23 protein-coding genes are annotated in these 26653 nt (G+C 63.9%); 12 read left to right on the top strand and 11 right to left on the bottom strand.

The features are described 5' to 3' along the window. The first annotated feature begins 147 nt into the window (after positions 1–147). The 4 genes from AC0L3P_RS19835 to AC0L3P_RS19850 all read left to right on the top strand — a co-directional run bounded on the left by AC0L3P_RS19835 (position 148) and on the right by AC0L3P_RS19850 (position 6632). The gene (locus AC0L3P_RS19835) at positions 148–1530 is read left to right on the top strand and encodes an ethanolamine ammonia-lyase subunit EutB (RefSeq protein WP_473304225.1); all 1383 of its coding nucleotides are present in this window, start codon (positions 148–150) and stop codon (positions 1528–1530) included. A gap of 150 nt (positions 1531–1680) precedes the next feature. Beyond that, on the top strand, positions 1681–3267 hold the full coding sequence (locus AC0L3P_RS19840) for a B12-binding domain-containing radical SAM protein (RefSeq protein WP_473304227.1): 1587 nt from the start codon (positions 1681–1683) through the stop codon (positions 3265–3267). Between the two features lie 6 nt (positions 3268–3273). Further along, entirely contained in the window at positions 3274–4059 is a 786-nt protein-coding gene (eutC, locus tag AC0L3P_RS19845) for an ethanolamine ammonia-lyase subunit EutC (protein WP_473304230.1), read from the top strand. A gap of 206 nt (positions 4060–4265) precedes the next feature. Next, positions 4266–6632 carry an efflux RND transporter permease subunit gene (locus tag AC0L3P_RS19850; RefSeq protein ID WP_354056333.1) on the top strand — a complete coding sequence of 789 codons (2367 nt, stop codon included), beginning with the start codon at positions 4266–4268 and terminating at the stop codon, positions 6630–6632. 121 nt (positions 6633–6753) lie between these two features. On the opposite strand, the gene AC0L3P_RS19855 is transcribed toward AC0L3P_RS19850, so the two are convergent. After that, positions 6754–7251, bottom strand: coding sequence for a hypothetical protein (locus AC0L3P_RS19855; RefSeq protein WP_106942534.1), 498 nt, complete (start codon positions 7249–7251; stop codon positions 6754–6756). Between the two features lie 460 nt (positions 7252–7711). Here AC0L3P_RS19855 and AC0L3P_RS19860 point away from each other — a divergent pair, with 460 nt between their 5' ends. From AC0L3P_RS19860 to AC0L3P_RS19885, 6 genes are all read left to right on the top strand, one after another. Further along, on the top strand, positions 7712–7945 hold the full coding sequence (locus AC0L3P_RS19860) for a hypothetical protein (RefSeq protein WP_007593627.1): 234 nt from the start codon (positions 7712–7714) through the stop codon (positions 7943–7945). Between the two features lie 194 nt (positions 7946–8139). Continuing rightward, positions 8140–9024 (top strand): squalene synthase HpnC, encoded by an 885-nt coding sequence (gene hpnC, locus AC0L3P_RS19865; protein ID WP_354206935.1) that lies wholly within the window; start codon positions 8140–8142, stop codon positions 9022–9024. Beyond that, complete coding sequence (hpnD, locus tag AC0L3P_RS19870) at positions 9014–9853, top strand: presqualene diphosphate synthase HpnD (RefSeq protein ID WP_275170603.1); 840 nt, start codon at positions 9014–9016, stop codon at positions 9851–9853. The genes hpnC and hpnD overlap by 11 nt, the downstream gene beginning before the upstream one ends. Beyond that, positions 9853–11109, top strand: a complete 1257-nt coding sequence (gene hpnE, locus AC0L3P_RS19875; protein WP_354206932.1) for a hydroxysqualene dehydroxylase HpnE — start codon at positions 9853–9855, stop codon at positions 11107–11109. Before hpnD ends, hpnE begins: the two co-directional genes overlap by 1 nt. Before the next feature lie 73 nt (positions 11110–11182). Then, on the top strand, positions 11183–13150 hold the full coding sequence (gene shc, locus AC0L3P_RS19880; RefSeq protein ID WP_473304244.1) for a squalene--hopene cyclase: 1968 nt from the start codon (positions 11183–11185) through the stop codon (positions 13148–13150). Then, a complete protein-coding gene (locus AC0L3P_RS19885) occupies positions 13147–13896 on the top strand; it encodes a phosphorylase (RefSeq protein WP_275170606.1) in 750 nt (249 codons plus the stop codon). The genes shc and AC0L3P_RS19885 overlap by 4 nt, the downstream gene beginning before the upstream one ends. Before the next feature lie 166 nt (positions 13897–14062). On the opposite strand, the gene hpnH is transcribed toward AC0L3P_RS19885, so the two are convergent. Continuing rightward, entirely contained in the window at positions 14063–15223 is a 1161-nt protein-coding gene (gene hpnH, locus AC0L3P_RS19890) for an adenosyl-hopene transferase HpnH (protein ID WP_007593619.1), read from the bottom strand. Between the two features lie 35 nt (positions 15224–15258). Further along, positions 15259–16185 (bottom strand): 4-hydroxy-3-methylbut-2-enyl diphosphate reductase, encoded by a 927-nt coding sequence (ispH, locus tag AC0L3P_RS19895; protein WP_219684809.1) that lies wholly within the window; start codon positions 16183–16185, stop codon positions 15259–15261. A 462-nt stretch (positions 16186–16647) separates the two neighbouring features. Between ispH and hpnN the strand changes: the two genes are divergently transcribed. Beyond that, entirely contained in the window at positions 16648–19236 is a 2589-nt protein-coding gene (hpnN, locus tag AC0L3P_RS19900; protein WP_275170608.1) for a hopanoid transporter HpnN, read from the top strand. Here the strand turns inward: hpnN and AC0L3P_RS19905 are convergent. After that, the gene (locus tag AC0L3P_RS19905; protein WP_473304249.1) at positions 19204–19836 is read right to left on the bottom strand and encodes a DUF2147 domain-containing protein; all 633 of its coding nucleotides are present in this window, start codon (positions 19834–19836) and stop codon (positions 19204–19206) included. The genes hpnN and AC0L3P_RS19905 overlap by 33 nt on opposite strands. Positions 19837–19977: 141 nt before the next feature. On the opposite strand from AC0L3P_RS19905, the gene hpnO reads away from it, so the two are divergent. Then, on the top strand, positions 19978–21369 hold the full coding sequence (hpnO, locus tag AC0L3P_RS19910) for an aminobacteriohopanetriol synthase HpnO (RefSeq protein WP_473304252.1): 1392 nt from the start codon (positions 19978–19980) through the stop codon (positions 21367–21369). A gap of 2 nt (positions 21370–21371) precedes the next feature. Here hpnO and AC0L3P_RS19915 read toward each other — a convergent pair whose 3' ends face one another. From AC0L3P_RS19915 to AC0L3P_RS19945, 7 genes are all read right to left on the bottom strand, one after another. Then, complete coding sequence (locus AC0L3P_RS19915; RefSeq protein WP_247349855.1) at positions 21372–21677, bottom strand: HigA family addiction module antitoxin; 306 nt, start codon at positions 21675–21677, stop codon at positions 21372–21374. A gap of 12 nt (positions 21678–21689) precedes the next feature. Further along, complete coding sequence (locus AC0L3P_RS19920) at positions 21690–21971, bottom strand: type II toxin-antitoxin system RelE/ParE family toxin (RefSeq protein WP_247447272.1); 282 nt, start codon at positions 21969–21971, stop codon at positions 21690–21692. 69 nt (positions 21972–22040) lie between these two features. After that, a complete protein-coding gene (locus AC0L3P_RS19925) occupies positions 22041–22802 on the bottom strand; it encodes an anti-sigma factor family protein (RefSeq protein ID WP_473304260.1) in 762 nt (253 codons plus the stop codon). Then, the gene (locus AC0L3P_RS19930) at positions 22799–23347 is read right to left on the bottom strand and encodes a sigma-70 family RNA polymerase sigma factor (RefSeq protein WP_473304262.1); all 549 of its coding nucleotides are present in this window, start codon (positions 23345–23347) and stop codon (positions 22799–22801) included. Before AC0L3P_RS19930 ends, AC0L3P_RS19925 begins: the two co-directional genes overlap by 4 nt. A gap of 142 nt (positions 23348–23489) precedes the next feature. Then, positions 23490–23825: a cupredoxin domain-containing protein gene (locus AC0L3P_RS19935; protein ID WP_473304264.1), complete on the bottom strand. Its 336-nt coding sequence runs from the start codon at positions 23823–23825 to the stop codon at positions 23490–23492. A 24-nt stretch (positions 23826–23849) separates the two neighbouring features. Then, a complete protein-coding gene (locus AC0L3P_RS19940; RefSeq protein WP_473304268.1) occupies positions 23850–24794 on the bottom strand; it encodes a metallophosphoesterase family protein in 945 nt (314 codons plus the stop codon). A 186-nt stretch (positions 24795–24980) separates the two neighbouring features. Then, on the bottom strand, positions 24981–26600 hold the full coding sequence (locus tag AC0L3P_RS19945) for a GMC family oxidoreductase (protein WP_473304273.1): 1620 nt from the start codon (positions 26598–26600) through the stop codon (positions 24981–24983). Between the last annotated feature and the right edge of the window lie 53 nt (positions 26601–26653).

Genomic DNA, 26653 nt, shown 5'->3' on the forward strand with positions numbered 1-26653 from the left:
AAGATGGACGCGGCGTTAACGGCGGGTTTGGCCCCCCTTCGCCCTTGGTCGAAAGAAAGGTAAGATATTTCAGCGTCTTGATCTGAAGGTATAGTCTTGGGATCGGCCCTGGAGTCGGCCTCTGGCCGACGAACCCCGGAGAGACGATTGGTCTACCGCCACACCATCGACGCCACGACCTACACGTTCCCGGATTTGCGCGACTTGCTCGCCAAGGCGACGCCGCCGCGCTCCGGCGACCGGCTGGCCGGGATCGCCGCCGCCAGTGCCGAACAGATGATCGCGGCGCGGATGGCGCTGGCCGACGTCCCGCTCGGGCAGTTCTTGCAGGAAGCCGTCATCCCCTATGAGACCGACGAGGTCACGCGCCTCGTGATCGACAGCCACGACGCCAAGGCCTTCGCGCCGGTGGCTTCGCTGACGGTCGGTGCCTTTCGCGACTGGCTGCTGTCGGATGCCGCGACGGCCGAAATCTTGCGCAAGCTGGCCGGCGGCATCACCCCGGAGATGGCGGCCGCGGTCTCGAAGCTGATGCGCAACCAGGATCTGATCCTGGCGGCGCGGAAATGCGAGGTCACCACCGCTTTCCGCAACACCATCGGCCTGAAGGGCCGGATGAGCACCCGGCTCCAGCCCAACCATCCCTTCGACGACGCCAGGGGCATCACCGCCTCCATCCTCGACGGCATCCTGCTCGGCGCCGGCGATGCCTGCATCGGCATCAATCCGGCGAGCGACGACCCGACCGTGATCGGCCAATTGCTGCGGCTGCTCGACGAGATCATCGCGCGGCTGAAGATCCCGACCCAGGCCTGCGTGCTGACCCATGTCACAACGACGCTGTCGCTGATCGGGCAGGGCGTACCGGTCGACCTCGTCTTCCAGTCAGTCGCCGGCACTGAGGCCGCCAACCGCAGTTTTGGCATCGACCTCGCGCTTCTGAAGGAGGCGCAAGAGGCCGGGTTGTCGCAGAGGCGCGGTACGGTCGGCCAGAACGTGATGTATTTCGAGACCGGGCAGGGCTCGGCGCTATCGGCCAACGCCCATCGCGGCGTCGACCAGCAGACCTGCGAGGCCCGCGCTTATGCGGTGGCCCGCGCCTTTGCGCCCCTCCTGGTCAACAGCGTGGTCGGCTTCATCGGCCCGGAATATCTCTACGACGGCAAGGAAATCATCCGGGCCGGCCTGGAGGATCACTTTTGCGGCAAGCTGCTCGGCCTGCCGCTCGGGATCGACATCTGCTACACCAACCATGCCGAGGCGGACCAGGACGACATGGACAATCTGCTGACGCTGTTGGCGGCCGCTGGCGTCACCTTCATCATGGGCGTTCCCGGTGCGGATGACGTCATGCTGAATTATCAGTCCACGTCTTTTCACGACGCGCTCTACGTCCGCGACGTCTTCGGACTGCGCCGCGCGCCGGAATTCGACGACTGGCTGGCGCTGTCGGGTATTGCGGGTCCCGATTTCCGTCTTGCCGGCGATGCAGGCCTGCTGCCCGATTTTGCCTCACGGCTGATCGCGTGACGCGGCGGAAGCACCAGGCGACTCGAGGAAACCATTGGTGCCCTAGGGAATTATGCTCATGCCACAATATTGAGAAATTCCGGCGGCAGCATTACGCTATGTCTGTCTGGCAATTTCCGCAGCTAAGTCGAGCGTGGCGGGGGAGCTTTGATGCGAGCTGAAAGTAACGGGACGTCCCGGCGGATTCTGTGCGTGTTTCCGCGATACACATCGTCGTTCGGGACGTTCGAGCATTCCTACCCCCTGACCGATGGCGTCCGCGCCTTCATGCCGCCGCAAGGGCTTTTGCTGCTCGCGGCCTATCTGCCCGAGGAGTGGCAGGTCAAATTCGTCGATGAGAACCTTCGCCGTACGACGAGGGAAGAGTTCGAATGGGCGGAGGCGGTCTTCGTCAGCGGCATGCACATCCAGCGCCCGCAGATGAACGATATCTGCCGCCGCGCCCACGAGTTCGATCTGCCCGTCGCGCTCGGCGGTCCCTCCGTCAGCGCCTGCCCGGATTACTATCCCTCCTTCGACTATCTCCATGTCGGCGAGCTCGGCGACGCCACCAATCAGCTGCTCGAAATCTTGTCTCGCGATACCTCGCGTCCGGAAGCGCAGGTGGTGCTGACCACCAAGGACCGCGTGCCGATGACGGAGTTTCCGATCCCGGCCTACGAGCTCGCCGACGTGAAGAAATACTTTCTCGGCAGCATCCAGTATTCCAGCGGCTGTCCGTATCAGTGCGAGTTCTGCGACATCCCCGGCCTCTACGGCCGCAATCCGCGCATCAAGTCGCCGGAGCAGATCATCGCCGAGCTCGATCGCCTGCGCGAATGCGGCATGACCGACACGGTCTATTTCGTCGACGACAATTTCATCGGCAACCGCAAGGCGGCGCTGGACCTCCTGCCGCATCTGATCGAATGGCAGAAGAGGACCGGCTACATGGTGCGGCTCGCCTGCGAGGCGACGCTCAACATCGCCAAGCGACCGGAAATCCTCGAGAAGATGCGCGAGGCCTATTTCGTCACCATCTTCTGCGGCATCGAGACGCCCGACCCCGATGCGCTGAAGGCGATGCACAAGGACCACAACATGATGGTCCCGATCCTCGAGGGCGTGCAAACCATCAACTCCTACGGCATGGAGGTCGTGTCCGGCATCATCATGGGGCTCGACACTGACAAACCGAACACTTCGGAGGCGCTGCTCGCCTTCGTCGAGGACTCCCGGATTCCGCTGCTCACGATCAACCTGCTTCAGGCGCTGCCGAAGACGCCGCTCTGGGACCGTCTGGAGCGCGAGGGACGCCTGGTCGAGGACGACGGCCGCGATTCCAATGTCAACTTCCTGTTGCCCTACGACGACGTCGTCGCGTCCTGGAAGCACGCCATGGCCGTCGCCTACGAGCCCGAGAAGGTCTACGCGCGCTTCCAGTATCAATGCGACCACGTTTACGTGCACCGCCTGAAGATGCCGACGCCGGCCGAGATGAAGACCTGGCCCAACATCAGGCGCGGCCTCGTCATGCTGCGAAACATCTTCTGGAAGGTCGGCGTGCTCGGCGACTACAAGCGCGTGTTCTGGAAGTTCGCGCTGGGCCGCATCAAGCGCGGCGATCTCGAAGGCCTGATCGGCTGCACCCTGATCGCCCACCATCTCATCACCTTTGCGCGGGCGGCCTCGACCGGCCAGCAGAACGCCTCGAACTATTCGATCCGGCTACGCGAGGCCTCCGTCCCCGCCGAATGATGCGACATGTCTGATCCGGCCACCCCGCGTCGTCCGACCCTCGATCTGCGGTCGCTCACGCCCGCGCGCGTCGCACTCGGGCGCAGCGGCGCCAGCCTGCCGACACGGGCACTGCTCGATTTCACGCTGGACCATGCCCGCGCCCGCGATGCCGTGCATGCCGTCTTCGATGCGCCGCGGCTGGTCGCGGATCTCCGCGCGCTCGGCCTCGTCGTCACCGAGGCGAACAGCCAGGCGGTCGACCGCGGGGACTATCTGCGGCGGCCCGATCTGGGCAGACGGCTCGATGCCGGATCAGCCGAGGTCCTGACGCGGAGCGCCTCGGAGCCGTGCCAACTCGCGGTCGTGATCGGCGATGGGCTGTCGGCGGCGGCGGTCCACGCCCATGCGGTCGCGCTCGTAATGCGCCTGCTGCCGTTGCTCGCAGCCGACGATGGTGTCGCGATCGGCCATGTCGTCGTCGCCTCAGGCGCGCGCGTCGCGCTCGGCGACGAGATCGGCGCCATTCTCGGCGCGCGCATGGTGGTGACGCTGATCGGCGAGCGGCCGGGCCTGTCGGCGCCCGACAGTCTCGGCGCCTATCTGACTTTCGCCCCGAAGCCTGATCGCAGCGATGCCGAGCGCAATTGCGTGTCGAACATCCACAAGGCCGGGTTGAGCTATGACGAGGCCGCCTTCAAGATCGCCTGGTTGGTCGGCGAGGGGCTCGCGCGGGAACTGACCGGTGTGGCGCTGAAGGACGAGAGCGCGGACCGCGCGCCGCGTCGAATTGGCACGGCTTTGCCCGGATGAAGGGCATTAAGGCAAAATCGCCATATCTTGATCGATTCGGCCACACTCCGCCTGCTTGCGAGAAGGGTGATTGACCTGCTAAACCCCTCGCGGCGATTTTCTGCGCATTTTCAAAGGGCAAGCCTCCCATTGGTATGGCATTTTCAAGCCGTTCGCGGGGCGCGACAAGCTCACAGACCCGAGCCGATTTAGGAACTGGACAAGGCATGCTCGAAAAGCACAGCGAGAGTGAGGTTCATGTCGACAAGGTCGAGCAGGGACCTGCGTCCTCGATCGCCTTCGGGCTGGAGCGCATCGGGCTGATCGCAGTCCGGGCGCCCATCGTCTCGTGCATCGTCCTGCTCGTGCTGATCGTCGGCGCCGTGTTCGGCATCCACCGGATCAAGATCGACGATTCGCTGTCGCAGCTGTTCCGGTCCAACACGCCGGAATTCCGCCAGTACGAAGCGGTGACCAAGAAGTTCCCGGCTGAGGAATTCGACGTCCTCGTCGTGGTCGAGGGCAAGACCCTGCTGGCGCGGAACAACCTCGAGAAGCTGCGCGACTTCGTCACCGACATGCAACTGGTCGAGGGCACGCGCGGACTGGTCTCGCTGTTCTCCGCGCGTCAGGCGCCGGCGCCGGGCAAGCTTCCCGCCGCGCTGTTTCCGCCCGAGCTACCCGAGGGCGAGGCCTATAACAAGTTCATCGAGGGCGTCAAAGCCAACGAGATCATCCGCGGCAAGCTGTTGTCCGAGGACGGCACGCTGGCGCTGATCGTGCTGTCGCTCGATCCGGAGGTGGTCGCCTCCAACAAGCTGACCAAGACCGTCGCCGACATCCGCGCGCTGATGAAGGAAGACCTCGGCGACACCGGCCTCAACGTGCAGCTTTCCGGCGTGCCGGTGATGCAGCTCGAGATCCGCAACGCGGTCGAGCGCGACGGGCTCACCTACAACATCCTCGGCATTCTCGCCGGCTGTGTCATCGCCATCATCTTCTTTAGAAAAATCTCGTTCATGGTGGCGGCGGCGTTCCCGCCCATGATCGCGATCCTGCTGGCGCTCGGCGCGCTCGGCTGGGCCAATTTCAATCTCAACATGTTCCTGAACGTGATGACGCCGCTCATCATGGTGATCAGCTTCTCGGACTCGATGCAGCTGACTTTCGCCGCGCGCGACCGGCTGATCGCGGGCCAGGACAAGTTCACCGCGTTCAAGAACGCGGTGCTGGTGGTGGGGCCGGCCTGCGTGCTGACGCACGGCACCGCCGGCATTTCCTTCATCGCGCTCCAGTTCTCCGACTCCGATCTGATCCGCAAGTTCGGCGAGGCGGGTCTCGCCGCCACCATCATCGCGCTGGTCGCGGTGTTGTCACTGGTGCCGGTGTTCGGCGTGCTGTTGGTGCGCAACGAGAAGGTCTTTGCGACCAAGTTCCAGAGCGCGGATGCCGGCGTGCAGGCGCTGCGTAATTTCTGCTACTGGATCGCGGTGCGCATGGTGGGCCGTCCCGGCCTGTTCAGCCTGATCGCCGTGCTGTTCGTCGCCGGCCTCGGCGTCATCTACGCCAATCTTGAGCCGCGCTACCGGCTCGCCGACCAGGTGCCGGACAAGCGCCAGGCGGTCGCCGCCAGCGACCGGCTCGACGCCAAGCTCACCGGCGCCAATCCGGTCAACGTTCTGATCCAGTTCCCCAAGGGTGAATCGCTCTATTCGCCGGAGACGCTGCAGACCATCGCGGACGTGCACGCGACGGTGGAGAAGGCAGCCGGTGTCGGCAACGTCTGGTCGGTCGAGACCCTGCGCCGCTGGCTCGCGGATAAGGCCGGCAGCGCCGATGTCGCGACGCTGAAGGAATATGTCAGCGTCATTCCGGAGCATCTGGTGCGCCGGTTCATCGATGCCGAGCAGGACGCCGTCGTGGTCGCAGGTCGCGTGCCGGACAAGGATTCCAGCCAGCTCCTGCCGATCGTCGACAAGCTCGATTCCGAGCTCGACGCCGTCCGCAAGAAGCATCCCGGCTATGAAGTGGCGGTCACGGGTCTTGCCGCGATTGCCGCGCGCAACTCGGCCGGCATGATCGAGAAGCTCAATCGCGGGCTCACCGTCGAATTCGCGCTGGTCGCGATCTTCATCGGCCTGGCCTTCCGCTCCTGGGTGGTGATGTTCGCCTGCATCCTGCCGGGCATCTTCCCCGTCGTGATGTCGGGAACGGTGCTGTGGGCAATGGGCGAGGGACTGCAATTCGCGAGTGTCGTGGCTCTGACCGTTTCGTTTGGCCTGGGCTTAAGCGCCACCATCCACTTCCTCAACCGCCTCAGGCTCGAGAGCAAGCCGGGCGTCGGCTCGGCGCTCGCGGTGGAGCGCGCGACCGTGCTGGTCGGCCCGGCATTGATCCTGACCACGCTGGTCCTGGCCTGCGGTCTCGTCGTCACGGTGTTCTCCGACCTGCCGTCGCTGCGGCTGTTCGGCTGGCTCAGCGCCTTCTCGATGGTCATGGCGCTCGTCGCCGACCTCTTCATCCTGCGGCCGACGGCGATGTGGCTGATCAATCTGCACGGCAAGCTTCAGGGCACCGACAAGCCGGCGATCTGAGCGGCTTCATTCATCCGACCTGGAATCGGCGGGGTCCGGGCGACTGCGCCGCGTCTCCGGAAAACAACAAGCCCCGGTTCGCGAGAACCGGGGCTTGCTGCTTTCGAAGGGGTAAGAGCTGTCAGCCCTTCGTCATCGTGATGTTGACGCCGCGAATTTCGCCCTTGGATGAGATCTGCACCGTCTGCTTGGTGCCGTTGGTGCGCAGCGACAAATTGGCGGCAAAGCCGTTGGCCTCGACGAAAACCTCGATCTGGCCGCCGCCGGCGGTGCCCTGCAGATTGCCGAAGATGTTGCGGTTGGTCTCGCTCCAATTGCCGGAGATCCGCTCACCCTGGCTGGTCACGTCGCTGGTGAGGTCGAACTTGTAGCTGTCGGACGCGCAGTGCAGCGCCTGCTTGAGGCTGAGACCGGTGCCGGCAACCTTGTAGTCCGCCTTGCAGCGGATGCGCTCGGTGGAGCCGTCGGACAGCGACACCGTACCCGTCCCGGTCCACGCGCCCTCGAAACCTGCAAACGGTCCGGACGACTGAGCCTGACTTGCCGAAACTGAGAACAGCAGCACAGCGCCGATGCCGGCCGCCTTGATTGCCAGTTCAGATCGCCCAAAGAATTTCATCTCAAAATATCCCGTTTTGGAACGACGTCCGCTTGTCACCAAGGACGTCTCGCCACATCGAAGGTTTAGTGTTCCGAGCCTGTGTCAGGTTCAATGGCCGGCCGCCCACATGTCGGCATCGCGAAGCGCGCTTGCCATGGTTGACCTCCGGATTCTCTGCGTTTCGGCATGTTTCTGGCGCCCAAGGCGGGATGGAGAGATGCAGCTCTGCAACAGGTGCGCAGCAAAACGCGGCGTGCCTGAATTATGGCGTAGTATCAATCTCTTACATTTGCCAGAGAAGGCGCAGGGAAGACCTGATTTGGTGGACGTGGCGCCAATTTGGCCGCATTTGCCAGTGCTTGTGCCTTCTCTGAGGCCGCTACTCCCGCGGCGACTTGCCATCAGAACAATCCGATCCGGTCGTCGCCCTGTGCTGCCCGGGATTGGTGCGATTCTGCCGTCAGAATGAAGGAATACAATGCGTAAGCTTCTCGTCGCTCTCACCTTGCTGTCGGCCTCCCTCTCGACCGCAGCGTTCGCCCAGCAAGGGCGCGGCACGGACGCCGAGCAGAAGGCCTGCTCGCGCGATGTGCAGAAGCTCTGCCGTCCGGTCATCGACCAGGGCGATTTCACCATCCTGGCCTGCCTCAAGGAGAACCGGGCCAAGATCTCGCAGGCCTGCGACCAGGTCCTGAAGAACCACAACCAGTAAGCTCGGCCACTGGCCCACAAAAGGCGGCCTCCGGGCCCGCCTTTTCGGACCTGATCTGCAAAGGGCAGCCATCGAGAGACAGGATTGGTTTTGCGGCCGTATTCCCCTATATGGGGGCCGCGGCGGCATCGCCGGCACGGGCTAGCGCGAGCGAAAAAGCCCTTCCTGTCCAAACGATTGTAGACCAGCCCTCGATGACCTCTGCGAGCGAATTGCGATCCGGCAAGGGTGAGCGCGACGAGAATTTTCCCGTCGCGTCCTGGATCATTCATCCGCGTCATCGCGCGCTGATCCTGGCGTATTACAATTTCGTCCGCACCGCCGACGACATCGCCGACCACGCCACGCTGCCGCCGGACGAGAAGCTCGCTTATCTCGACCTGCTCGAGGCGGAATTGCTCGGCAAGGGCGACACCCAGGCCGAGGCCGTCAGCCTGCGGCACGCACTGGCCGAACGCGGCATGGCGCCGCGCCACGCGCTCGACGTGCTCATCGCGTTCCGCATGGACGTGACCAAGTTGCGCTACGAGAATTGGGACGAGGTCATCCATTATTGCCGCTACTCGGCGATGCCGGTCGGCCGCTTCATGCTCGACGTCCATGGTGAGAGCACCTCGACCTGGGCCGCGTCGGATGCGCTCTGCGCAGCGCTGCAGATCAACAACCACCTTCAGGATTGCGGCAAGGATTTCCGCGAGCTCAACCGCGTCTACCTGCCGCGCGATGCGCTGGCCGCGAGTGGCGCCTCGGTCGAGCAGCTCGGACTGGCGCAGTCGCCGCCGGCGATGCTGGCCTGCCTTCAGGCTCTCGCCGTGCGCAACGAAGCGCTGCTCGAGGAGGGCAGGTCGTTAGCTGCGGAGATCCGGGATTTCCGCCTCGGCGTCGAGGTCTCCGTGATCCAGGCCTATGCCGACCGCATCGTGCGCCTGTTGAAGGTGCGCGATCCCTTGCGCGAGCGCGTGCACCTGAACAAGCTCGAGCTCCTCACCTTCAGCCTCGCCGGCATGATCGGCGAAGTCGGCCGCCGCGCGGTCGGACGCAAAGCCATTTCCAGACCGGGGACTGCACATGACGCTTGAGGCGACCTCGCCCGGCGCCAATTATGGCTCGACCGCATCCGGCAGTTCGTTCTACGCCGCGATGCGCATCCTGCCGCACGACCAGCGCGAAGCGATGTTCCAGATCTACAGCTTCTGCCGCCAGGTCGACGACATCGCCGATTCCGATGGCCCGCGCGACGAGCGGCTCGCCGCCCTTCAGGCGTGGCGCAACGACATCGATGCGCTCTACCAGGGCAATCCGCCGCCGCGGCTGAAGGACTACGTCGCGTCGGTGAAAAGCTTCGGCCTCAAGCGCGAGGATTTCCTTGCGATCGTCGACGGCATGGAGATGGACGTGCCGCAGGACATCCGCGCGCCCGACATGGCGACGCTGGATCTCTACTGCGATCGCGTTGCGAGTGCCGTGGGGCGGCTGTCGGTCCGGGTCTTCGGCCTGCCGGAAGAAGATGGCATCGAGCTCGCGCATCATCTCGGCCGCGCGCTCCAGCTCACCAACATCCTGCGCGACATCGACGAGGATGCGGGCCTCGGGCGGCTCTATCTGCCGCGCGAAGCGCTGCTGCATGCCGGCATCACCTCCAACGATCCGGACCGCGTGATCGTCGAGCGCGCGCTGCCGAAGGTCTGCCTGCCGCTGGCGCAACGCGCAAAGGTGTATTTCGAGAAATCGGACGAGATCATGAATCGCAACCGGCGCCGCGCGGTGCGCGCGCCGCGGATGATGTCGAAATACTATCATGCCATTCTGGATCTCCTGATCGCGCGCGGGTTCAACGCGCCGCGTGAGCCGGTGCGTGTGTCGAAGATCACACGCATCGCCATCCTGCTCCGTTACGCTCTCATCTGATGCAAAAAACAGCTCACATCATCGGTGCTGGAATCTCCGGCCTCTCCGCCGCCGTGCGGCTTGCCAATGCCGGCTTCAAGATCGCCGTGCACGAGGCGACGCAGCAGGCCGGCGGCCGCTGCCGTTCCTATTTCGACGGTGCCACCAATCTCACCATCGACAACGGCAACCATTTGCTGCTGTCCGGCAATAGCCACGCGCGCGCCTATGCGCGCTCGATCGGCACCGAGGCGGGCCTCGTCGGTCCGGAGCGCGCGCAGTTTCCCTTCGTCGACATCACGACCGGGCAGCGCTGGCAGATCGATCTCGGCGACGGCCGGCTGCCGACGTGGGTGCTCGACGAGAGCCGCCGCGTCCCCGACACCGGGTTGACCGATTATCTGAAGCTGGCGCCGCTGATCTGGGCCTCGGAAGAGACGCTGGTCGGCAAGTCCATTCCCTGCGAGGGCATCCTCTATCAGCGCCTGGTGCAGCCGCTACTGCTGGCGGCGCTCAACGTCGATCCACCCGAAGGCTCGGCTGGGCTTGCCGGCGCGATCGTCCGCGAGACGCTGCTTGCCGGCGGGCAGGCCTGCCGTCCCCTGATCGCGCGGGACGGACTAAGTGCGGTGCTGATCGAGCCTGCCGTGACGTTCCTGCAGGAGCGCGGCCACACCGTTCAGCTCGGCCATGAGCTGCGCTCGTTTGCGACCCATGACGGCAAGGTCGGTGCGCTGAATTTCGGCGGCGAAGATGTGGTCCAGATCGGCGCGGGCGACGTCGTCGTGATGGCGGTGCCGCCGCGCGCTGCCTCCAACTTGCTGCCGGGCCTGAAGACGCCGACCGAATTCCGCGCCATCGTGAATGCGCATTTCCGCGTTGAGCCGCCAGCGGGATCGGCTCCGATCCTCGGCGTAATCGGTGGCGTCGTGGAATGGCTGTTTGCGTTCCCGAACCGGCTTTCCGTCACCATCAGCAACGGCGACCGTCTGGTCGAGATGCCGCGCGAGGAACTCGCGCAGGCGATCTGGAACGACGTCTGCAAGGCGGGCGGTGTTTCCGGCGAGCTGCCCCCTTGGCAGATCGTGCGCGAGCGCCGCGCCACATTTGCGGCGACTCCGGCGCAGAATGCCCTGCGTCCAGGGCCGGTCACTGCGCTGAAAAACCTGTTTCTTGCAGGCGATTGGACTGCTACGGGATTGCCTGCAACCATCGAGGGATCGGTCCGATCCGGTGATCGCGCCGCCGATCTGGTTCTGGCCGCCAAGGGATACTGACAGGCGGCCCTGACGGGCATTTGTCCCGGTCAATTTCGACCAATTCAATCGACTATCGGAGCAATCGAGCGAGATGGATTCCGTGAACGCGACCAGCCGCGAAGCCCAAGAATTGAGAAACTTGGAATCGAGCATTGTGTCGGCCACCGAAGGCGTCCTCGGCTTCCAGCAACCCGACGGCCATTGGGTGTTCGAGCTCGAGGCAGATTGCACCATTCCCGCCGAATACGTGCTGCTGCGCCATTATCTGGCCGAGCCGGTCGATGCCGTGCTCGAAGCCAAGATCGCCAATTATCTTCGCCGCGTTCAGGGCGCCCATGGCGGTTGGCCGCTGGTGCATGACGGCGAGTTCGACATGAGCGCCAGCGTGAAGGCGTATTTCGCGCTGAAGATGATCGGGGATTCCATCGACGCGCCGCACATGGTGCGTGCGCGCGAGGCGATCCATTCCCGCGGCGGCGCCATTCACAGCAACGTCTTCACGCGCTTCATGCTTGCGATGTTTGGCGTCGTGACCTGGCGCGCGGTACCGGTGCTGCCGATCGAGATCGTGCTGCTGCCGTTCTGGTCGCCTTTCCACATCAACAAGATCTCCTACTGGGCGCGCACCACCATGGTGCCGCTGATGGTCATCGCCGCGCTGAAGCCGCGGGCGAGGAATCCCAAGGGCATCGGTATCGACGAGCTGTTCCTGCAGGATCCGCGCTCGATCGGCATGACTGCCAAGGCGCCGCACCAGAGCATAGCCTGGTTCGTGCTGTTCCGCGCGCTCGACGGCATTTTGCGCGTGGTCGAGCCGATGTTTCCCAAGAGCCTGCGCAAGCGCGCGATCGATGCAGCGCTCGCCTTCACCGAGGAGCGGCTCAATGGCGAGGACGGCATGGGCGCGATCTATCCGCCGATGGCCAACATCGTCATGATGTACGACGCACTCGGCAAGGACGAGAACTTCCCGCCGCGCGCAATCACGCGCCGGGGTATCGACAAGCTGCTCGTGATCAAGGACGACGAAGCCTATTGCCAGCCTTGCGTCTCGCCGGTGTGGGACACGACGCTGACCGCTCACGCGCTGCTCGAAGCCGGCGGTAACAGGGCGGTGCCGGCGGCGAAGCAGGGTCTCGACTGGCTGATCCCGAAGCAGGAGCTCGAGGTGAAGGGCGACTGGGCGGTGAAGCGGCCCGACGTGCGCCCGGGCGGCTGGGCCTTCCAGTACAACAATGCCCATTATCCCGATCTCGACGATACCGCGGTGGTCGTGATGTCGATGGACCGGATGCGCCGGGAGCACGGCGCGACCGGCTATGACGCCGCGATCGACCGTGCGCGGGAGTGGATCGAGGGCATGCAGAGCGACGACGGCGGCTGGGCTGCCTTCGACGTCAACAATCTCGAATATTATCTGAACAACATCCCGTTCTCGGACCATGGCGCGCTGCTCGATCCACCAACCGAGGACGTCACCGCGCGCTGCGTCTCGATGCTGGCCCAGCTCGGCGAGACCGCGAAGACCAGCAAGCATGTCGCGGACGGGATCGACTACCTCCGAAAGACCCAGCACCCGGAAGGGTCCTGGTATGGCCGCTGGGGGATGAACTTCATCTATGGAACCTGGTCGGTGCTGTGCGCCCTCAACATGGCCGGCGTCCGCCATGACGACCCCATGATCCGGAAAGCCGCCGGCTGGCTGGCCTCGATCCAGAACAAGGACGGCGGCTGGGGCGAGGATGCCGTCAGCTACCGGCTGGATTACCGGGGCTGGGAAGCGGCCCCCTCGACCGCCTCGCAAACGGCATGGGCCTTGCTTGCCCTGATGGCGGCAGGCGAGGTTGATCACCCGGCCGTCGCCCGCGGGGTGGAGTACCTGATTGCAACACAGAACGAAAAAGGACTGTGGGACGAACAGCGGTACACCGCCACAGGCTTTCCCCGTGTATTCTATCTACGGTACCATGGTTACCCGAAGTTCTTCCCGCTGTGGGCATTGGCGCGGTATCGGAACTTGCGGAACACCAACAGCAGGGTGGTAGGGGTCGGAATGTGACTTTGGGGACGGGGGACTATCTTACCGCGGGTCAAACCGTTGATCCGAGGCCGATATTGATCGTGACTGGACTGGTTCAGGAGGCCCGCATCGCGGCCGGGCCCGGAATGGCGGTCATTTGTTCGTCGAGCAGCCCGACCCAGTTGCGGGCGCTGTTGACCGTGCTGGATCCCGAGACGATTCGCGGTGTGATCTCCTTTGGCGTTGCCGGCGGGCTCGACCCGACGCTGCGCTCCGGCGACGTCGTGCTGGCGACCGAGGTGCTCGCGGGCGACACCCGCTGGGCCGCCGGCCTCTCGCTCGGCGACGACCTGATTGACCGCCTGACGTCGGGGCGCCGCCGCGTGGTGCGCGGCAGCCTCGCCGGTGCCGAGGAAGTGGTTACGGGGCGCTCCTGCAAGGCGGCGCTGCATTCCGAGACCGGAGCGGCCGCCGTCGATATGGAAAGCCACATCGCGGCCGCCTACGCCGCCGAGGCCGGCTTGCCGTTCGCCGCGGTCCGCGTCATCAGCGATCCCGCCCATCGCGCGCTGCCGGCGCTCGCCCGCGCCGCCATCAAGCCGAACGGCCAGATCGACGTGCTGGCCGTGCTGCGCGGCATCGCGCGCAATCCGACCGCGCTGCATGGACTGGTCTCGACCGGCCTCGACTTCAACCGCGCGCTGCGCAGCCTGCGCGGCTGCCGTGACTTCCTGATCGGCACCGAGCTGGTCGAGGGCGAGGCGCTGGTCTCCGAGGCGGCCTGAGCGGGTTCTGCGATCTGACAAAACAAAAGGCCCGGTCGCGATGGCGACCGGGCCTTTTGTTTTGATCTGCGTAGCTCGGATGGAGCAGAGCGCAATCCGGGGCCTTCAACGCGGAGGCACCCTCCCGGATTTCGCTTGCGCTCCATCGGGCTACAGGTCACCGCGCTTACGCGGCGGTCGAAGCCTTCCGTGCGGCCTTCTCCTGGGCAGCGGCGGCCTCGTCCTTGCGGATCTCCGACAGGCGCTTCTGCACTTCCGCCGAGAAGATATACTGGGCCGGACGCTGCTTGCTCATGTCGATCTCCGGCGCCATTGGACCCGTGGTCCTGATGCCGCGCAGCGACACCCACATCGCCTTCAGCGGGTTGTTGATGGCAGCGGTCGCCGCCGTCGGCTCGTAGCCGCAATGGGCCATACAGTCGGCGCACTTCTCGTACTTGCCGGTGCCGTAGGTCTCCCAGTCGGTCGTGTCCATCAGCTCCTTGAAGGTCTTCGCATAGCCTTCGCCGAGCAGGTAGCAGGGCTTCTGCCAACCGAAGATGTTGCGCGCGGGCATGCCCCAGGGCGTGCACTCATATTCCTGGTTGCCGGCGAGGAAGTCGAGGAACAGGCCGGAATGCATGAAATTCCACTTCTTGCCTTTGCCCATCGCAAAGACGTCGCGGAACAGCTTCTTGGTCTTGGTGCGGTTGAGGAAGTGCTCCTGGTCGGGCGCGCGCTCATAGGCGTAGCCGGGCGACATCGAGACGCCGACACCGAGCTCGACCGTGAGGTCGAGGAACTTGGCGATCTCCTCGGCCGGGTGGCCGTCGAAGATGGTGGCGTTGACGTTGACGGTGAAGCCGCGGGCCTTGGCCGCCTTGATCGCGGAGACGGCGCGGTCGAACACGCCCTTCTGCGACACGGCCTTGTCGTGGTGCTCCTTCAGGCCATCGAGATGCACCGAGAAGAACAGATAGGGCGAGGGCTCGAACAGATCGAGCTTCTTCTCGAGCAACAACGCGTTGGTGCAGAGCGAGACGAACTTCTTGCGCGCGACGAGGCCGCGCACGATCTCGCCGATCTCCTTGTGGATCAGCGGCTCGCCGCCGGGAATGGCGACCATCGGCGCGCCGCACTCGTCGGCCGCGTCCCAGCACTCCTGCGCGGTCATGCGGCGGTTGAGGATTGCATCCGGATAATCGATCTTGCCGCAGCCGACGCAGGCGAGGTTGCAGCGGAACAGCGGCTCCAGCATCAGCACGAGCGGATAGCGCTTGCGGCCAAGCAGCTTCTGCTTGATCAAATAGCCGCCGATACGCATTTCCTTGAAGAAGGGGATAGCCATTACAAGTTTCTTTCTGGGCTTGAAATTCGGGTGGGTCAGCTCGCAGCCAGTTGGGCCGGAAGCCGGAATTCGATGTTTTCCTCGCGGCCGGGGAGCACCGAGACCTTGACCGGTCCGATCCGCCGCATTGCTTCGATCACGTCATCCACGAGTACCTCGGGCGCCGAAGCGCCAGCCGTGACACCGACGGTTCTGGCATCTTTCAACCACTCGGGATTGAGCGCGCTGCCGTCGGCAATCAGATAACTCGCGACACCGGCCTCAGTGCCGATTTCGCGGAGCCGGTTCGAGTTCGAGCTATTGGCAGCGCCCACCACCAAGATCACGTCGACCAGCTTGCTCAAATCCCTTACCGCAGATTGGCGGTTCTGTGTCGCATAGCAGATATCCCGGATATCCGGACCTTGAATATCTGTAAAGCGGGCCTGCAGGGCCGAAATGATGTCCTTGGTGTCATCCACAGACAGGGTGGTCTGGGTGATATAGGCCACTGGCGTATCCGCCGGCAGCTCAAGGGCCTTAACCTCTTCAACGCTTTGGACCAGCAGGACGGGGGCGGGAACCTGGCCCATCGTACCCTCGACCTCGGGGTGGCCAGCATGGCCGATCAGGATCAGGGTGCGGCCCCTGGCGATGTAGCGCTTCCCCTGATTGTGAACTTTCGTGACCAGAGGGCAGGTGGCATTGAGCACTGGAAGGTCGCGCGCGGCCGCTTCTTCCTCGACGCTGCGGGCGACGCCATGAGCGCTGAAGACCGTCACGGCCTTCGGCGGCACCTCTGACAGTTCCTCGACGAAGATCGCGCCTTTGTTTTTCAGGCTCTCGACGACGTACTTGTTGTGCACGATCTCATGGCGCACGTAGACGGGCGGGCCGTACTTCTCCAGCGCCCGTTCCACGATCTCGATTGCACGCACCACTCCCGCGCAAAAGCCACGCGGTTGCGCCAGATAAACTTCCATTGGACGCCCATCACGCAAGTTGCACAAATCCGCTCTCAAGTTCAGGGGTCACCGCGATACGAACCAATGAGTTGCAATATCCGCACCACGGTTTCGCGCAGGCGGTAGCTGCCCACCCCTGTCGCCGCCCCGGTGCATGGAGGCGCAGCACTTTGTGTCAAAAAATCGGCAGTAAGGAAAGGTGGAACGAACTTTGGTTCCCTACTGGATCACTTTTGCGGTACTATAGTAGAGGGCGCCCATTGCCGCAAAAGTGGAGACATTTGTGCGCGCGCTTCGTCACTTTCCCGCCTCAACTCCCCGGCTATACCGACTGCCCCGCATGATTTTGCCATGGTCTTCCGCCGTTTACCTCGAACCTTCTGACGGCGATAACCACTCAAAACAGCAATAGGTTTCGGCCGGGAACTCCGTTAAACAGCGGGCGTTTCCGGCAAGCTGTTAACCGCAGAAAGAAAAGTAGTGCTGCAAAGCGTAGTCGTTGCCACCGTCAGGGCCTGCACCCGGTTTGCCTCCCTCGTCGTCGTTCTCGGGCTCCTGCTGGCGGTGGGGGCGGGCTATTACACGTCCCGGCACTTTGCCATCAACACCGACATCAACTCGCTGATTGCCCAAAATCTGGACTGGCGCCAACGCGACCAGCAGTTCGATCGCGCCTTCGACCGCGATGCGACGATCACGGCGGTGGTCGAAGCCAAGACGCCGGAGATGGCGACCGCGGCGTCGGACGCGCTCTATGCCAAGCTGAAGGACAACAAGACCGACTTCCAGTCGATGCAGCAGCTCGGCACCGGCGAGTTCTTCGAGAAGAATGGTCTGTTGTTCCTGCCGACCGAAGAAGTCGGCAAGGTCACCAGTCAGTTCGAATCCGCCGCGCCCCTGATCGAGATCATGGCGGGCGATCCCTCGATCCGCGGCCTGACCGGCGCGCTGGAAACGGGACTTGCCGGCGTCAAGCGCGGCCAGGTCAAGCTCGACAACACCGAACGGCCCTTCAACCAGATCGCGCAAACGGTCGAGACCGTGCTCAACAAGGGGAACGCGACCTTCTCCTGGCGCGAACTCGTCAGTGACGACCCGCTGACGGATTCGGACAAGCGCGCCTTCATCGAGTTCAAGCCCGTCCTCGACTACAACGCGCTCGAGCCCGGCAAAGGCGCAACCGATGCGATCCGCAAGGCCGCAGCCGATCTGGATTTTGCCACCAAATATCAGGCGCGCGTGCGACTGACCGGTCCGGTCCCGATCGCCAACGAGGAATATGCAACCGTCCAGGAAGGTGCCGTCGTCAACGGCATCGGCACGGTCCTGGTCGTGCTGCTCATCCTGTGGCTGGCGCTGCATTCGGCGAAGATCATCTTCGCGGTGTTCGTCAATCTCTTCGTCGGTCTTGCGCTGACGACCGCCGCGGGCCTGATGATGGTGGGCTCGCTCAATTTGCTGTCGATCGCGTTCGCCGTGCTTTTCGTCGGCCTCGGCGTCGATTTCGGCATTCAGTACAGCGTCCGCTATCGCTCCGAACGCTACAAGCACAACGACCTTTCGGGCGCGCTGGTGCTGGCCGCCAAGCGCTCGGCAATTCCGTTGTCGCTGGCGGCAATGGCGACCGCGGCCGGCTTCCTCTGCTTCATCCCCACCGACTACAAGGGCATCGCCGAACTCGGTCAGATCGCCGGCGTCGGCATGCTGGTGGCGTTTGTTACCAGCATCACCGTGCTCCCGGCGATGCTGAAGCTGTTGAACCCGCCCGGCGAGAAAGAGCCGGTCGGCTACGCCTTCCTGGCACCGCTCGATCACTTCCTGGAGAAGCACCGCGTGCTGGTCGTCGGTGGTACGATGTTTCTCGCGGTCGCCGGCCTGCCGCTGCTCTATTTCATGAAGTTCGACTTCAACCCGATGAACCTGCGCAACCCGAAGGCAGAGTCGATCGCGACCTTCCTCGATTTGCGCAAGGATCCCAACACCGGCGCCAATGCCATCAACGTGATGACCACGTCGGAAGAGCAGGCAAGGCAGGTGGAGGCGAGGCTGGAGAAGGTGCCGGAGGTGTTGCGCGTGATGTCGCTCAACAGCTTCGTTCCTGAAGACCAGGCGCCGAAGCTGAAGCTGATCGCGCAGGGCGCCAAGGTGCTGAACCCCGCGCTCAATCCCGACCAGATCGACGCCGCGCCGACGGACAAGGAAAACGTCGATGCGCTGAAATCCTCGGTCGACAATCTGCGCCGGACCGCAGGCGATGCGAAGGGCCCGGGTGCGGTCGCTTCGCGTCGGCTCGCGGACGCGCTGGACAAGCTCGCCAATGGCGATGAAGCCACGCGGAACAAGGCGCAGGACGTGTTCGTCGCGCCGATGAAGATCGTGTTCGACCAGCTCCGGAACGCGATGCAGGCCGAGCCGGTCACCCTGAAATCATTGCCGGCAGATCTCGTTAGCGCCTGGAAGAGCAAGGATGGCATCATCCGCGTCGAGGCGCTGCCGAAGGGCGATCCCAACGACAACGACACGCTGCGCAAATTTGCGGCGGCTGTGCTCGTTGCCGAGCCGACCGCGATCGGCGGTCCGGTCTCGATCCTGAAATCCGGCGACACCGTGGTGAAGGCGTTCATCCATGCCGGAATCTATGCGCTGCTGGTGATCGGTCTGTTGCTGTGGATCACGCTGCGCCGGTTCGTCGACGTGCTGATGACGCTGGTGCCACTGCTGGTGGCCGGTGCGGTGACGCTCGAGATCTGCGTGTTGATCGGCTTGCCGCTCAACTTCGCCAATATCGTCGCGTTTCCGCTGCTGCTCGGCGTCGGCGTGGCCTTCAAGATCTACTATGTCGTGGCCTGGCGCTCAGGCAGGACAAACCTGCTCCAGACCAGCCTGACGCGCGCGATCTTTTTCAGCGCGCTGACAACGGCGACCGCGTTCGGCAGCCTCTGGCTGTCGAGCCATCCCGGCACGTCCAGCATGGGCAAGCTGCTCGCGCTGTCGCTGGTAACGACGCTCGCCGCCGTGCTGCTGTTTCAGCCCGCCCTAATGGGCAAACCCCGCAATCTCAGGGAGTAGGCAGATGTCGCCGACCTGGTCGGCGGCGCCCTTCTGACCGGGTTTGGCAGTGCCGCCGGGCTTGGGAAGTGCGGGCGCAGGCTGCGCCGCCGTAGCGCCCGTCGTTGCCGGGGCTTTCGGCGCGGCGCCGGTGGGCTTCGGCGCGCCCTTGGCCATGGCGTTGGCGGGGCTCAGGGGAATCGGGGGGCTGACCCGGGTCCAGGTCTCGCCACCGCACAGGAAGCCCATCACGCAGCCCTTGATCTCGAGCTGGTCGGTGCCGACCGGCGTGATGGTCGCGCTGTAGAGCTGGCCGTCCTTGGCGTTGTAGACCTGACCTTCCCACTGATCGGCGCCGGGCTTCTTCTTCATGTCGATCAGGGTCGCCATGCCTAGCGTGGGCCGGGTCTTTTTCGAGGCGTCCGGATTGTTCTCGTCGCGGCCGCCGGGCTGTTTTTCCCAAGAAACCGCGCCCCACATGCTGCCATTGCATTGGGCGACACGAATGTTGGCGACGCCATCGGCAACCCGCCAGTCGCCGGTCGGATCGGCGGCGAGCGCCGGGGTCAGGCAGGCGTAACCGCCAGCCAGTATTAGTCCGGTGTAAAGGGCTAAACGCATGATAGTTCCTTGGCAGTGCAACATGGTCTAAAGCTCTGCTTGCGAAGATGGTCCGAAAAAGGGCAAAAGGCCGCACAGACCGTTTTTGGCAACGGTCCGTTTTCAGTTGACGAGACGGCCCTCAACCGAAGTATGTAGCGGATGCACAGCCCAAATCCAGACATGTCTCAGCTGTTTGCGGACCGCCAGGCCCAGCGCAGCGCCCTGCATAATCGGCATCTGAACGAGCAGTTCGTTCGGGTTCTGAAGACCATCGGCTACGATGTCGGCTTCCAGAAGGGGCAGGGACAGTACCTCTACGACCGGGACGGGGCGCGCTATCTCGACCTCTTGTCCGGTTTTGGCGTGTTTGCGATCGGGCGCAATCATCCTGTCATGCGCGAGGCGCTCAAGAGCGTTCTCGATGCCGACCTGCCCAACCTCGTCCAGTTCGACGTCTCGGTGCTCGCTGGCGTGCTCGCCGAGCGGCTTTTGAAGTACGTCCCCTATCTCGACAAGGCGTTCTTCGCCAATTCCGGTGCCGAATGCGTCGAAGCGGCGATCAAGTTCGCCCGCGGCGCCACCGGCCGTCCGGGCATCGTCTATTGTGCCCACGGCTATCACGGCCTGACCTATGGCGCGCTGTCGCTGACGGGCGATTCGAACTTCCGCACCGGCTTCGAGCCGCTGCTGCCGGGCTGCACCTCGATCCCGTTCAACGATCTCGCCGCGCTCGAAAAGGCGCTGACCTCGCGCGAGGTGGCGGCCTTCGTGGTCGAGCCGATCCAGGGCAAGGGCGTCAACATGCCCACCGACGAGTTCCTGCCGGGTGCGGCTGCGCTCTGCAAGAAATACGGCACGCTGTTCGTCGCCGACGAGATCCAGACCGGCATGGGCCGCACCGGCCGCTTCCTCGCGGTCGAGCACTGGAACGTCGAGCCCGACATGGTGCTGCTGTCGAAGTCGCTGTCCGGCGGCCATGTGCCGGTCGGCGCGGTGCTGACGCGCAAGAGCATCTTCGAAAAGATATTCAACCAGATGGATCGTGCAGTGGTGCACGGTTCGACCTTCTCCAAGAACGACCTGGCGATGGCCGCGGGCATCGCCACGCTCGATGTCATGGAGTCCGAGAAGCTGATCGAGTCCGCCGCCAAGCGCGGTGCCGAACTGCGCCTCGCGCTCACGCGCATGGTGCCCGGCTACGAGCTGTTGAAGGAAGTTCGCGGCAAGGGCCTGATGATCGGCGTCGAGTTCGGCCCGCCGAAATCGCTGCGACTGCGGGCGTCCTGGAACGTGCTGGAGGCGGCCAACAAGGGCCTGTTCTGTCAGCTCATCACCGTGCCGCTGTTCAAGGACCACAAGATCCTCACGCAAGTCGCCGGCCATGGCAGCCACACCATCAAGCTGTTGCCGCCGCTCACCATCACCGAGGAGGACTGCGGCTGGATCGAGCGCGCCTTCGACGACGTCATCGCCGGCAGCCACAAGGTCCCCGGCGCGATCTGGTCGCTTGGCAAGACGCTGGTGGACAACGCGGTGCGGCGGTCGGCGTAAGCTCAGGCCGCCTTGGGCTTGTTCACAGTCTCGATGCGGTCGAGAGCCTTCCCGAGATCGCGTTTGGCGATCTGGATATCGTAATCGTTCTGGAGATTGAGCCATAGCTCGGCGGTCGTGCCGAGGGCCTTGGCGAGTCGAAGTGCTGTGTCGGCGGTGATTCCGGTCTGCTCACTCGCAATCCGCTCAATACGCGTACGCGGCAGGCCGCATGTCTTGGCAAGCGCGCCCGCCGACATGTCCAGCGGGCTCAGGAATTCTTCCCGCAGAACCTCACCAGGATGCATGGGCTTGAGTTTCTTGGCCATCGTCGCATTCTCCTAGTGATAATCCACGATCTCGACCTGAACGGGACCTTGTGATGTCCACACGAAGCACACTCGGAACTGGTCGTTGATCCTGATCGAGTGCTGTCCCTTGCGATCGCCCGTGAGGGCTTCAAGGCGATTTCCGGGTGGTGCCCTCAAATCGCTGAGTTCGCCCGCAGCGTGAAGATAGCGCAATTTCCGGCGAGCAACCTTCACCAGGTCCGCCGGAAAGCGTTTGGGGCTTTCGCCGTTAAAGACCGCTTCAGTCGTTTTATCTCGAAACGTCCTGATCACTCAGTCAATGTATCATTGGTTGATACATGCGCAAGGGATTTGTATCAATTTCTGATACGACTCTAGGGGTTACCCTTCCACATTCGCCTTCATCGCTGCCTCGAACTTGTCGACGAATTCGGCGAGCTCGTCGGCGCCGAGATCGCTGACGGCCCAGAAGTTCAGGCCGCGATTGCCCCAGCGCCGGCAGTTGAAGCCCTGCATGGTCTCGGTCTTGGGCGCGCGGTATTCCGCGTTCGATGTCTGCGACACGAACAGATTGACCACGTGCTGCCGGCGCTTGTAGACGACCGCGCCGATGGCGCGTGCGTCGATATAATCGAGCCTGCCGCCGACCAGCGTAAAACCTTGTGCGGTGAGGTCGATCACGGGCGGGGCGACGTCGAGCTTGCCGTTGAACCAGGGCTTCACCGTGTGCTGGTCGGTCGAGACCACGTCGATGAGGTGGCCGGCCTGGAGCGAGCGCAGATGCGCGGAGACGACCTCCGACAGGATGCGCTGCTGGTCGTCCTGGCGCAGCACCAATGCGACAACGCCGGATGCGGCGAGCGCGGAGACTGCCGAGCCCATCGCAAAGCCGCGCAGCACGGAGCGGCGGCTCGGCTGTTGACGCTGCGGCAGCGAGGCCTCGATACGCGCACGCAGGCTGGCCGGTGCGGTGTAGCGCAAATCGGCGTCCGCGAATACGCGACGCATCTCGCGTTGGGCCGAAAACTCCGCAGCGCAGGCCGGGCAGCCGGCGATATGGGCTTCGACCTCGCGCGCATGGCCGGCATCGAGCTCGTTATCGAGCAGCGCGTGAAGCAGGATCCTTGCTTCGTCGCAGGTCATCTTGCTTGCTCCTCATCGGCCGTCCAGGCCGCGCGCAGCATGGCGCGCGCGCGGGCGAGGCGGGACATCACGGTGCCGACGGGTGCACCGACGGCCTCGGCGATTTCACGATAGGACAGGTTGTTGATCTCCCGCAGCACGAATGTTTCCTTGAACGGTTCGGCGAGCGCGTCGATCAGCTTGCGGATCGCGCCCGCATCGCGGCTGCGCAGCACTTCGGTTTCCGGGCTTGCCTCGGTCTCCTGCCAGATCGGCGTCTGCTCGGCAGCGCCGGGGGTATCCTCGATCGCGCTGTGCCTGTACGTGCGGCGTGCATATTCTGCATTGCAGACGTTACGCAGGATCGCGAACAGCCAGGGCTTCATCGCCGGCCCGCGATAGCTGTCGAAATGCTTCAGCGCGCGCAGATAGCACTCCTGCACCGCGTCCTCTGCATCGGAGGGGTCACGCAAGAGATAGCGCGCGAGCGTGTAGACGTCGTCGAGATAGGGCAGCGCCGCCTCACGGAAGCGTTGCGCCTTCTGCAAATCGTCGTTAGCGGGCATCGCTCCTCGCTTTGCCTCTTGTTCTGCTCGTTGATTCGTTTCGTCGCTGTTCGTTTCGTCCCTGTGTGTGACCGAAGGCACACGAGCCCGGCCGGCGTGGGACCACCGGCCGGGCAAGACGTTGATGCCTTGGTTCGAGATGTTACTCAACCTTGATCATCCCCGTCATGTGCGGGTGCAGAGAACAAAAATATTTGTAGTCGCCCGCATTGGTGAAGGTGAACGAAAACTTGTCGTCAGTGTCCAGGGTCTTGGACCTGAATTTGCCGGCCGACACCACGGTGTGGGGGATGTCGTCCCGGTTGGTCCAGGTCACGGTGGTGCCGACCTTGATCTTGAGTTCGGCCGGCTGGAAGACGAAATTGTCGATATGCACCTCCATGTCTTCGGCATGGGCGGTTGTGGCGGGTAACAGCATGGCCGCGGCCAAAGCGAGACCGAAGGCGCCACCGAAGTCGCGGCGATTGAGAGTCTTCATCTGTCAGTTTCCGTTCGCCCTGCATCAACCCTGGAGCGGCGTGTCGATGATCGCGAGCCGCTGCTCGTTCTGCTTGAAGTTGATGCTGGCAACGCCGAGCATCGCGCGGAGCTTTGCATCCTCGACCTTCATCGGTCCGGGCGAGGGGGCAGCTCCCGGCGCCGGCTGCGGGAAGGCGGTCGAGCGCGCGGTATGGAACGTGACGTTGCCCTCGACCTTCTGCATCACCTGGTGAATGTGGCCGTTCAGCACGGTGACCGAACCAAACCTTTTCACCTGTTCCAGCGCGCGGGCGCCGTCCTCAGTGCCCCAGCCCCATTCGGGGTAGACTGTCCAGAGCGGGATGTGGGCGAACAGCACCATCGGCGTCGATTTCGACTTGCCGCGCAGGTCGTCCTCGAGCCAGGCCAGTTGCTCGGCGCCGAGATTGCCGAGGCCTCCGGACTTGAGGTCGACGACATTGACGAGGCCGATGAAGTGCACGCCGCCGGCGTCGAACGAATACCAGCCTGCGCCCTTGGTGCCGCGGCCGTAGCGCTCGCGATAGAACTTCACCTCCTCGTCGAGGAAGTCATGCTCGCCGGGCACGTAGTGCACGTCGAGCTTGCTCTGCGAGATGATGCGATCGGCATTGTCGAACTCGGCGGCCTTAGACAGATGCGTGATGTCGCCAGTGTGGATCATGAACGACGGCTTGGTCGGCATCGCGTTGATCTTGTTGACCGCTTCCTCCAGCGTGCCGAGCGCGTTGGGATTGGCTGGCTTGTCGAAGCCGACATGGCTGTCGCTGATCTGGAGGAAGGTCATTCCGGGCGCGACCGCGGTCGCAGCTTGCGCGGAATCGATGATGCCGAGCGAGCGCGGCACGCCACCGGCGATGGTCCAGAGCACCCCGGTGCCGGCCCAGGTCATGCACTCCAACACTTTGCGGCGGCTTAAGCCGTCCTCGCCGTGATCGTGTCCGCTCATCGCGCAGCTCCACTTCGCCCGGAATTGGGCTTCGGGGAGGTGATTGGGGGAGCGGGGGTGTTATTCCCGGACGCGATGACGTTTCCGTGAGGTGGTTGGACGCGTAGCCCGTATGGAGCGTAGCGGATACGGGACCAATCGAGCGTCCTCTCCCGGATTTCGTTACGCCCCATCGGGGCTACGCATTCACTTCGCATCCTCCAAAATCATCGTCGCGCCTTTCTCGGCGATCATCGCGGTGGGCGTGTTGGTGTTGCCCGACGTGATGGTCGGCATGATCGAGGCATCGACAATTCGAAGGCCGCTGAGGCCGTAGAAGCGCAGGCGTTCGTCGACCACCGCCATCGGATCGCTTGCCGCGCCCATCTTCGCGGTGCCGACGGGATGGAAGATGGTGGTGCCGATGTCGCCTGCGGCCTTCGCGAGCGAGGCATCGTCGTCGCCGACGGAGGGGCCGGGCAGATATTCGCTCGGGCGATATTTTGCGAGCGCCTTCTGCTGCATCAGGCGGCGGGTGGTGCGGATGGCATCGGCGCCGACCTGACGGTCGTCATCCGTTGAAAGATAATTCGGCGCGATGATCGGCTTCTCGTCCGGCGTCGCCGAACGCAGACGTACGGTGCCGCGCGATGTCGGCTGGAGATTGCAGGCGCTCACCGTGATCGCGGGGAAGCGGTGCAGGGGATCGCCGAATTTGTCGAGCGACAGCGGCTGCACGTGGAATTGGATGTTGGCGCGCGCGCGCGTCGCATCGGAGCGGGTGAAGATGCCGAGCTGCGACGGCGCCATCGTCAGCGGCCCGCGGCGGCGGAAGGCGTAGTCGAGGCCCATCAGGCCGCGTCGAACCAGATTGTAATAGGTCTCGTTCAATGTGCGCACGCCCTCGACCTTGTAGATCGCGCGCTGCTGGAGATGATCCTGCAAATTGCGGCCGACGCCGGGCTTGTCCATCACGATGTCGATGCCGAGCGGGGACAGCCAGTCGGCGGGCCCGATGCCGGAGCGATGCAGCACCTGCACCGAGCCGATCGCGCCTGCCGAGAGGATCACCTCGCGTTTCGCACGCACCTCGATGATCTCGCCATTCTGGGTGAAGCGCACGCCGACGGCGCGGCCCTGCTCGATGATCAGCCGATCAACAAGCACATGCTTTTCGAGCCTCAGATTCGGGCGGTTCAGAACCGGCTTGAGAAAGCCACGCGCCGACGACCAGCGCCTGCCGCGCTTCTGATTGACGTGGAAATAGCTGGTGCCTTCGTTGTCGCCGGTATTGAAATCCGGGATGCGCTTGATGCCCATCTCTTCGGCCGCATCGCCGACCGCATCGAGGACGTCCCAGGACAGCCGCGGCGCCTCGATGCGCCAGCCGCCCCCGGTGCCATGATGCTCGCTCGCGCCGAGGAAGTGATCCTCGAGCCGCTTGAACAGCGGCAGCACGTCGTCATAACCCCAGCCGGTCATGCCGAGCTGGCGCCAGTGATCGTAATCGGCGGCCTGTCCCCGCATCGAGATCATGGCGTTGATCGCCGACGAGCCGCCGATCACCTTGCCACGGGGATAGGCGAGCGAGCGGCCGTTCAGGCCGGGCTCGGCCTCGGTCCTGAACATCCAGTCCGAGCGCGGATTGCCGATGGCGAAGAGATAGCCGACGGGAATGTGGAACCAGATCCAGTTGTCGTCGCCGCCCGCTTCGAGGACGAGGACGCGATTGCTGGAATTGGCCGACAGCCGGTTGGCGACGATGCAGCCGGCCGTGCCGGCCCCAACGACAATGTAGTCAAACTCACCTTCGAGCCGTCTTGGCATTCTGCTTCCACCCAATAGGAGTCATGCCCGGGCTTGTCCCGGGCATCCACGCG

Source organism: Bradyrhizobium sp. WSM4874, from assembly GCF_055811835.1.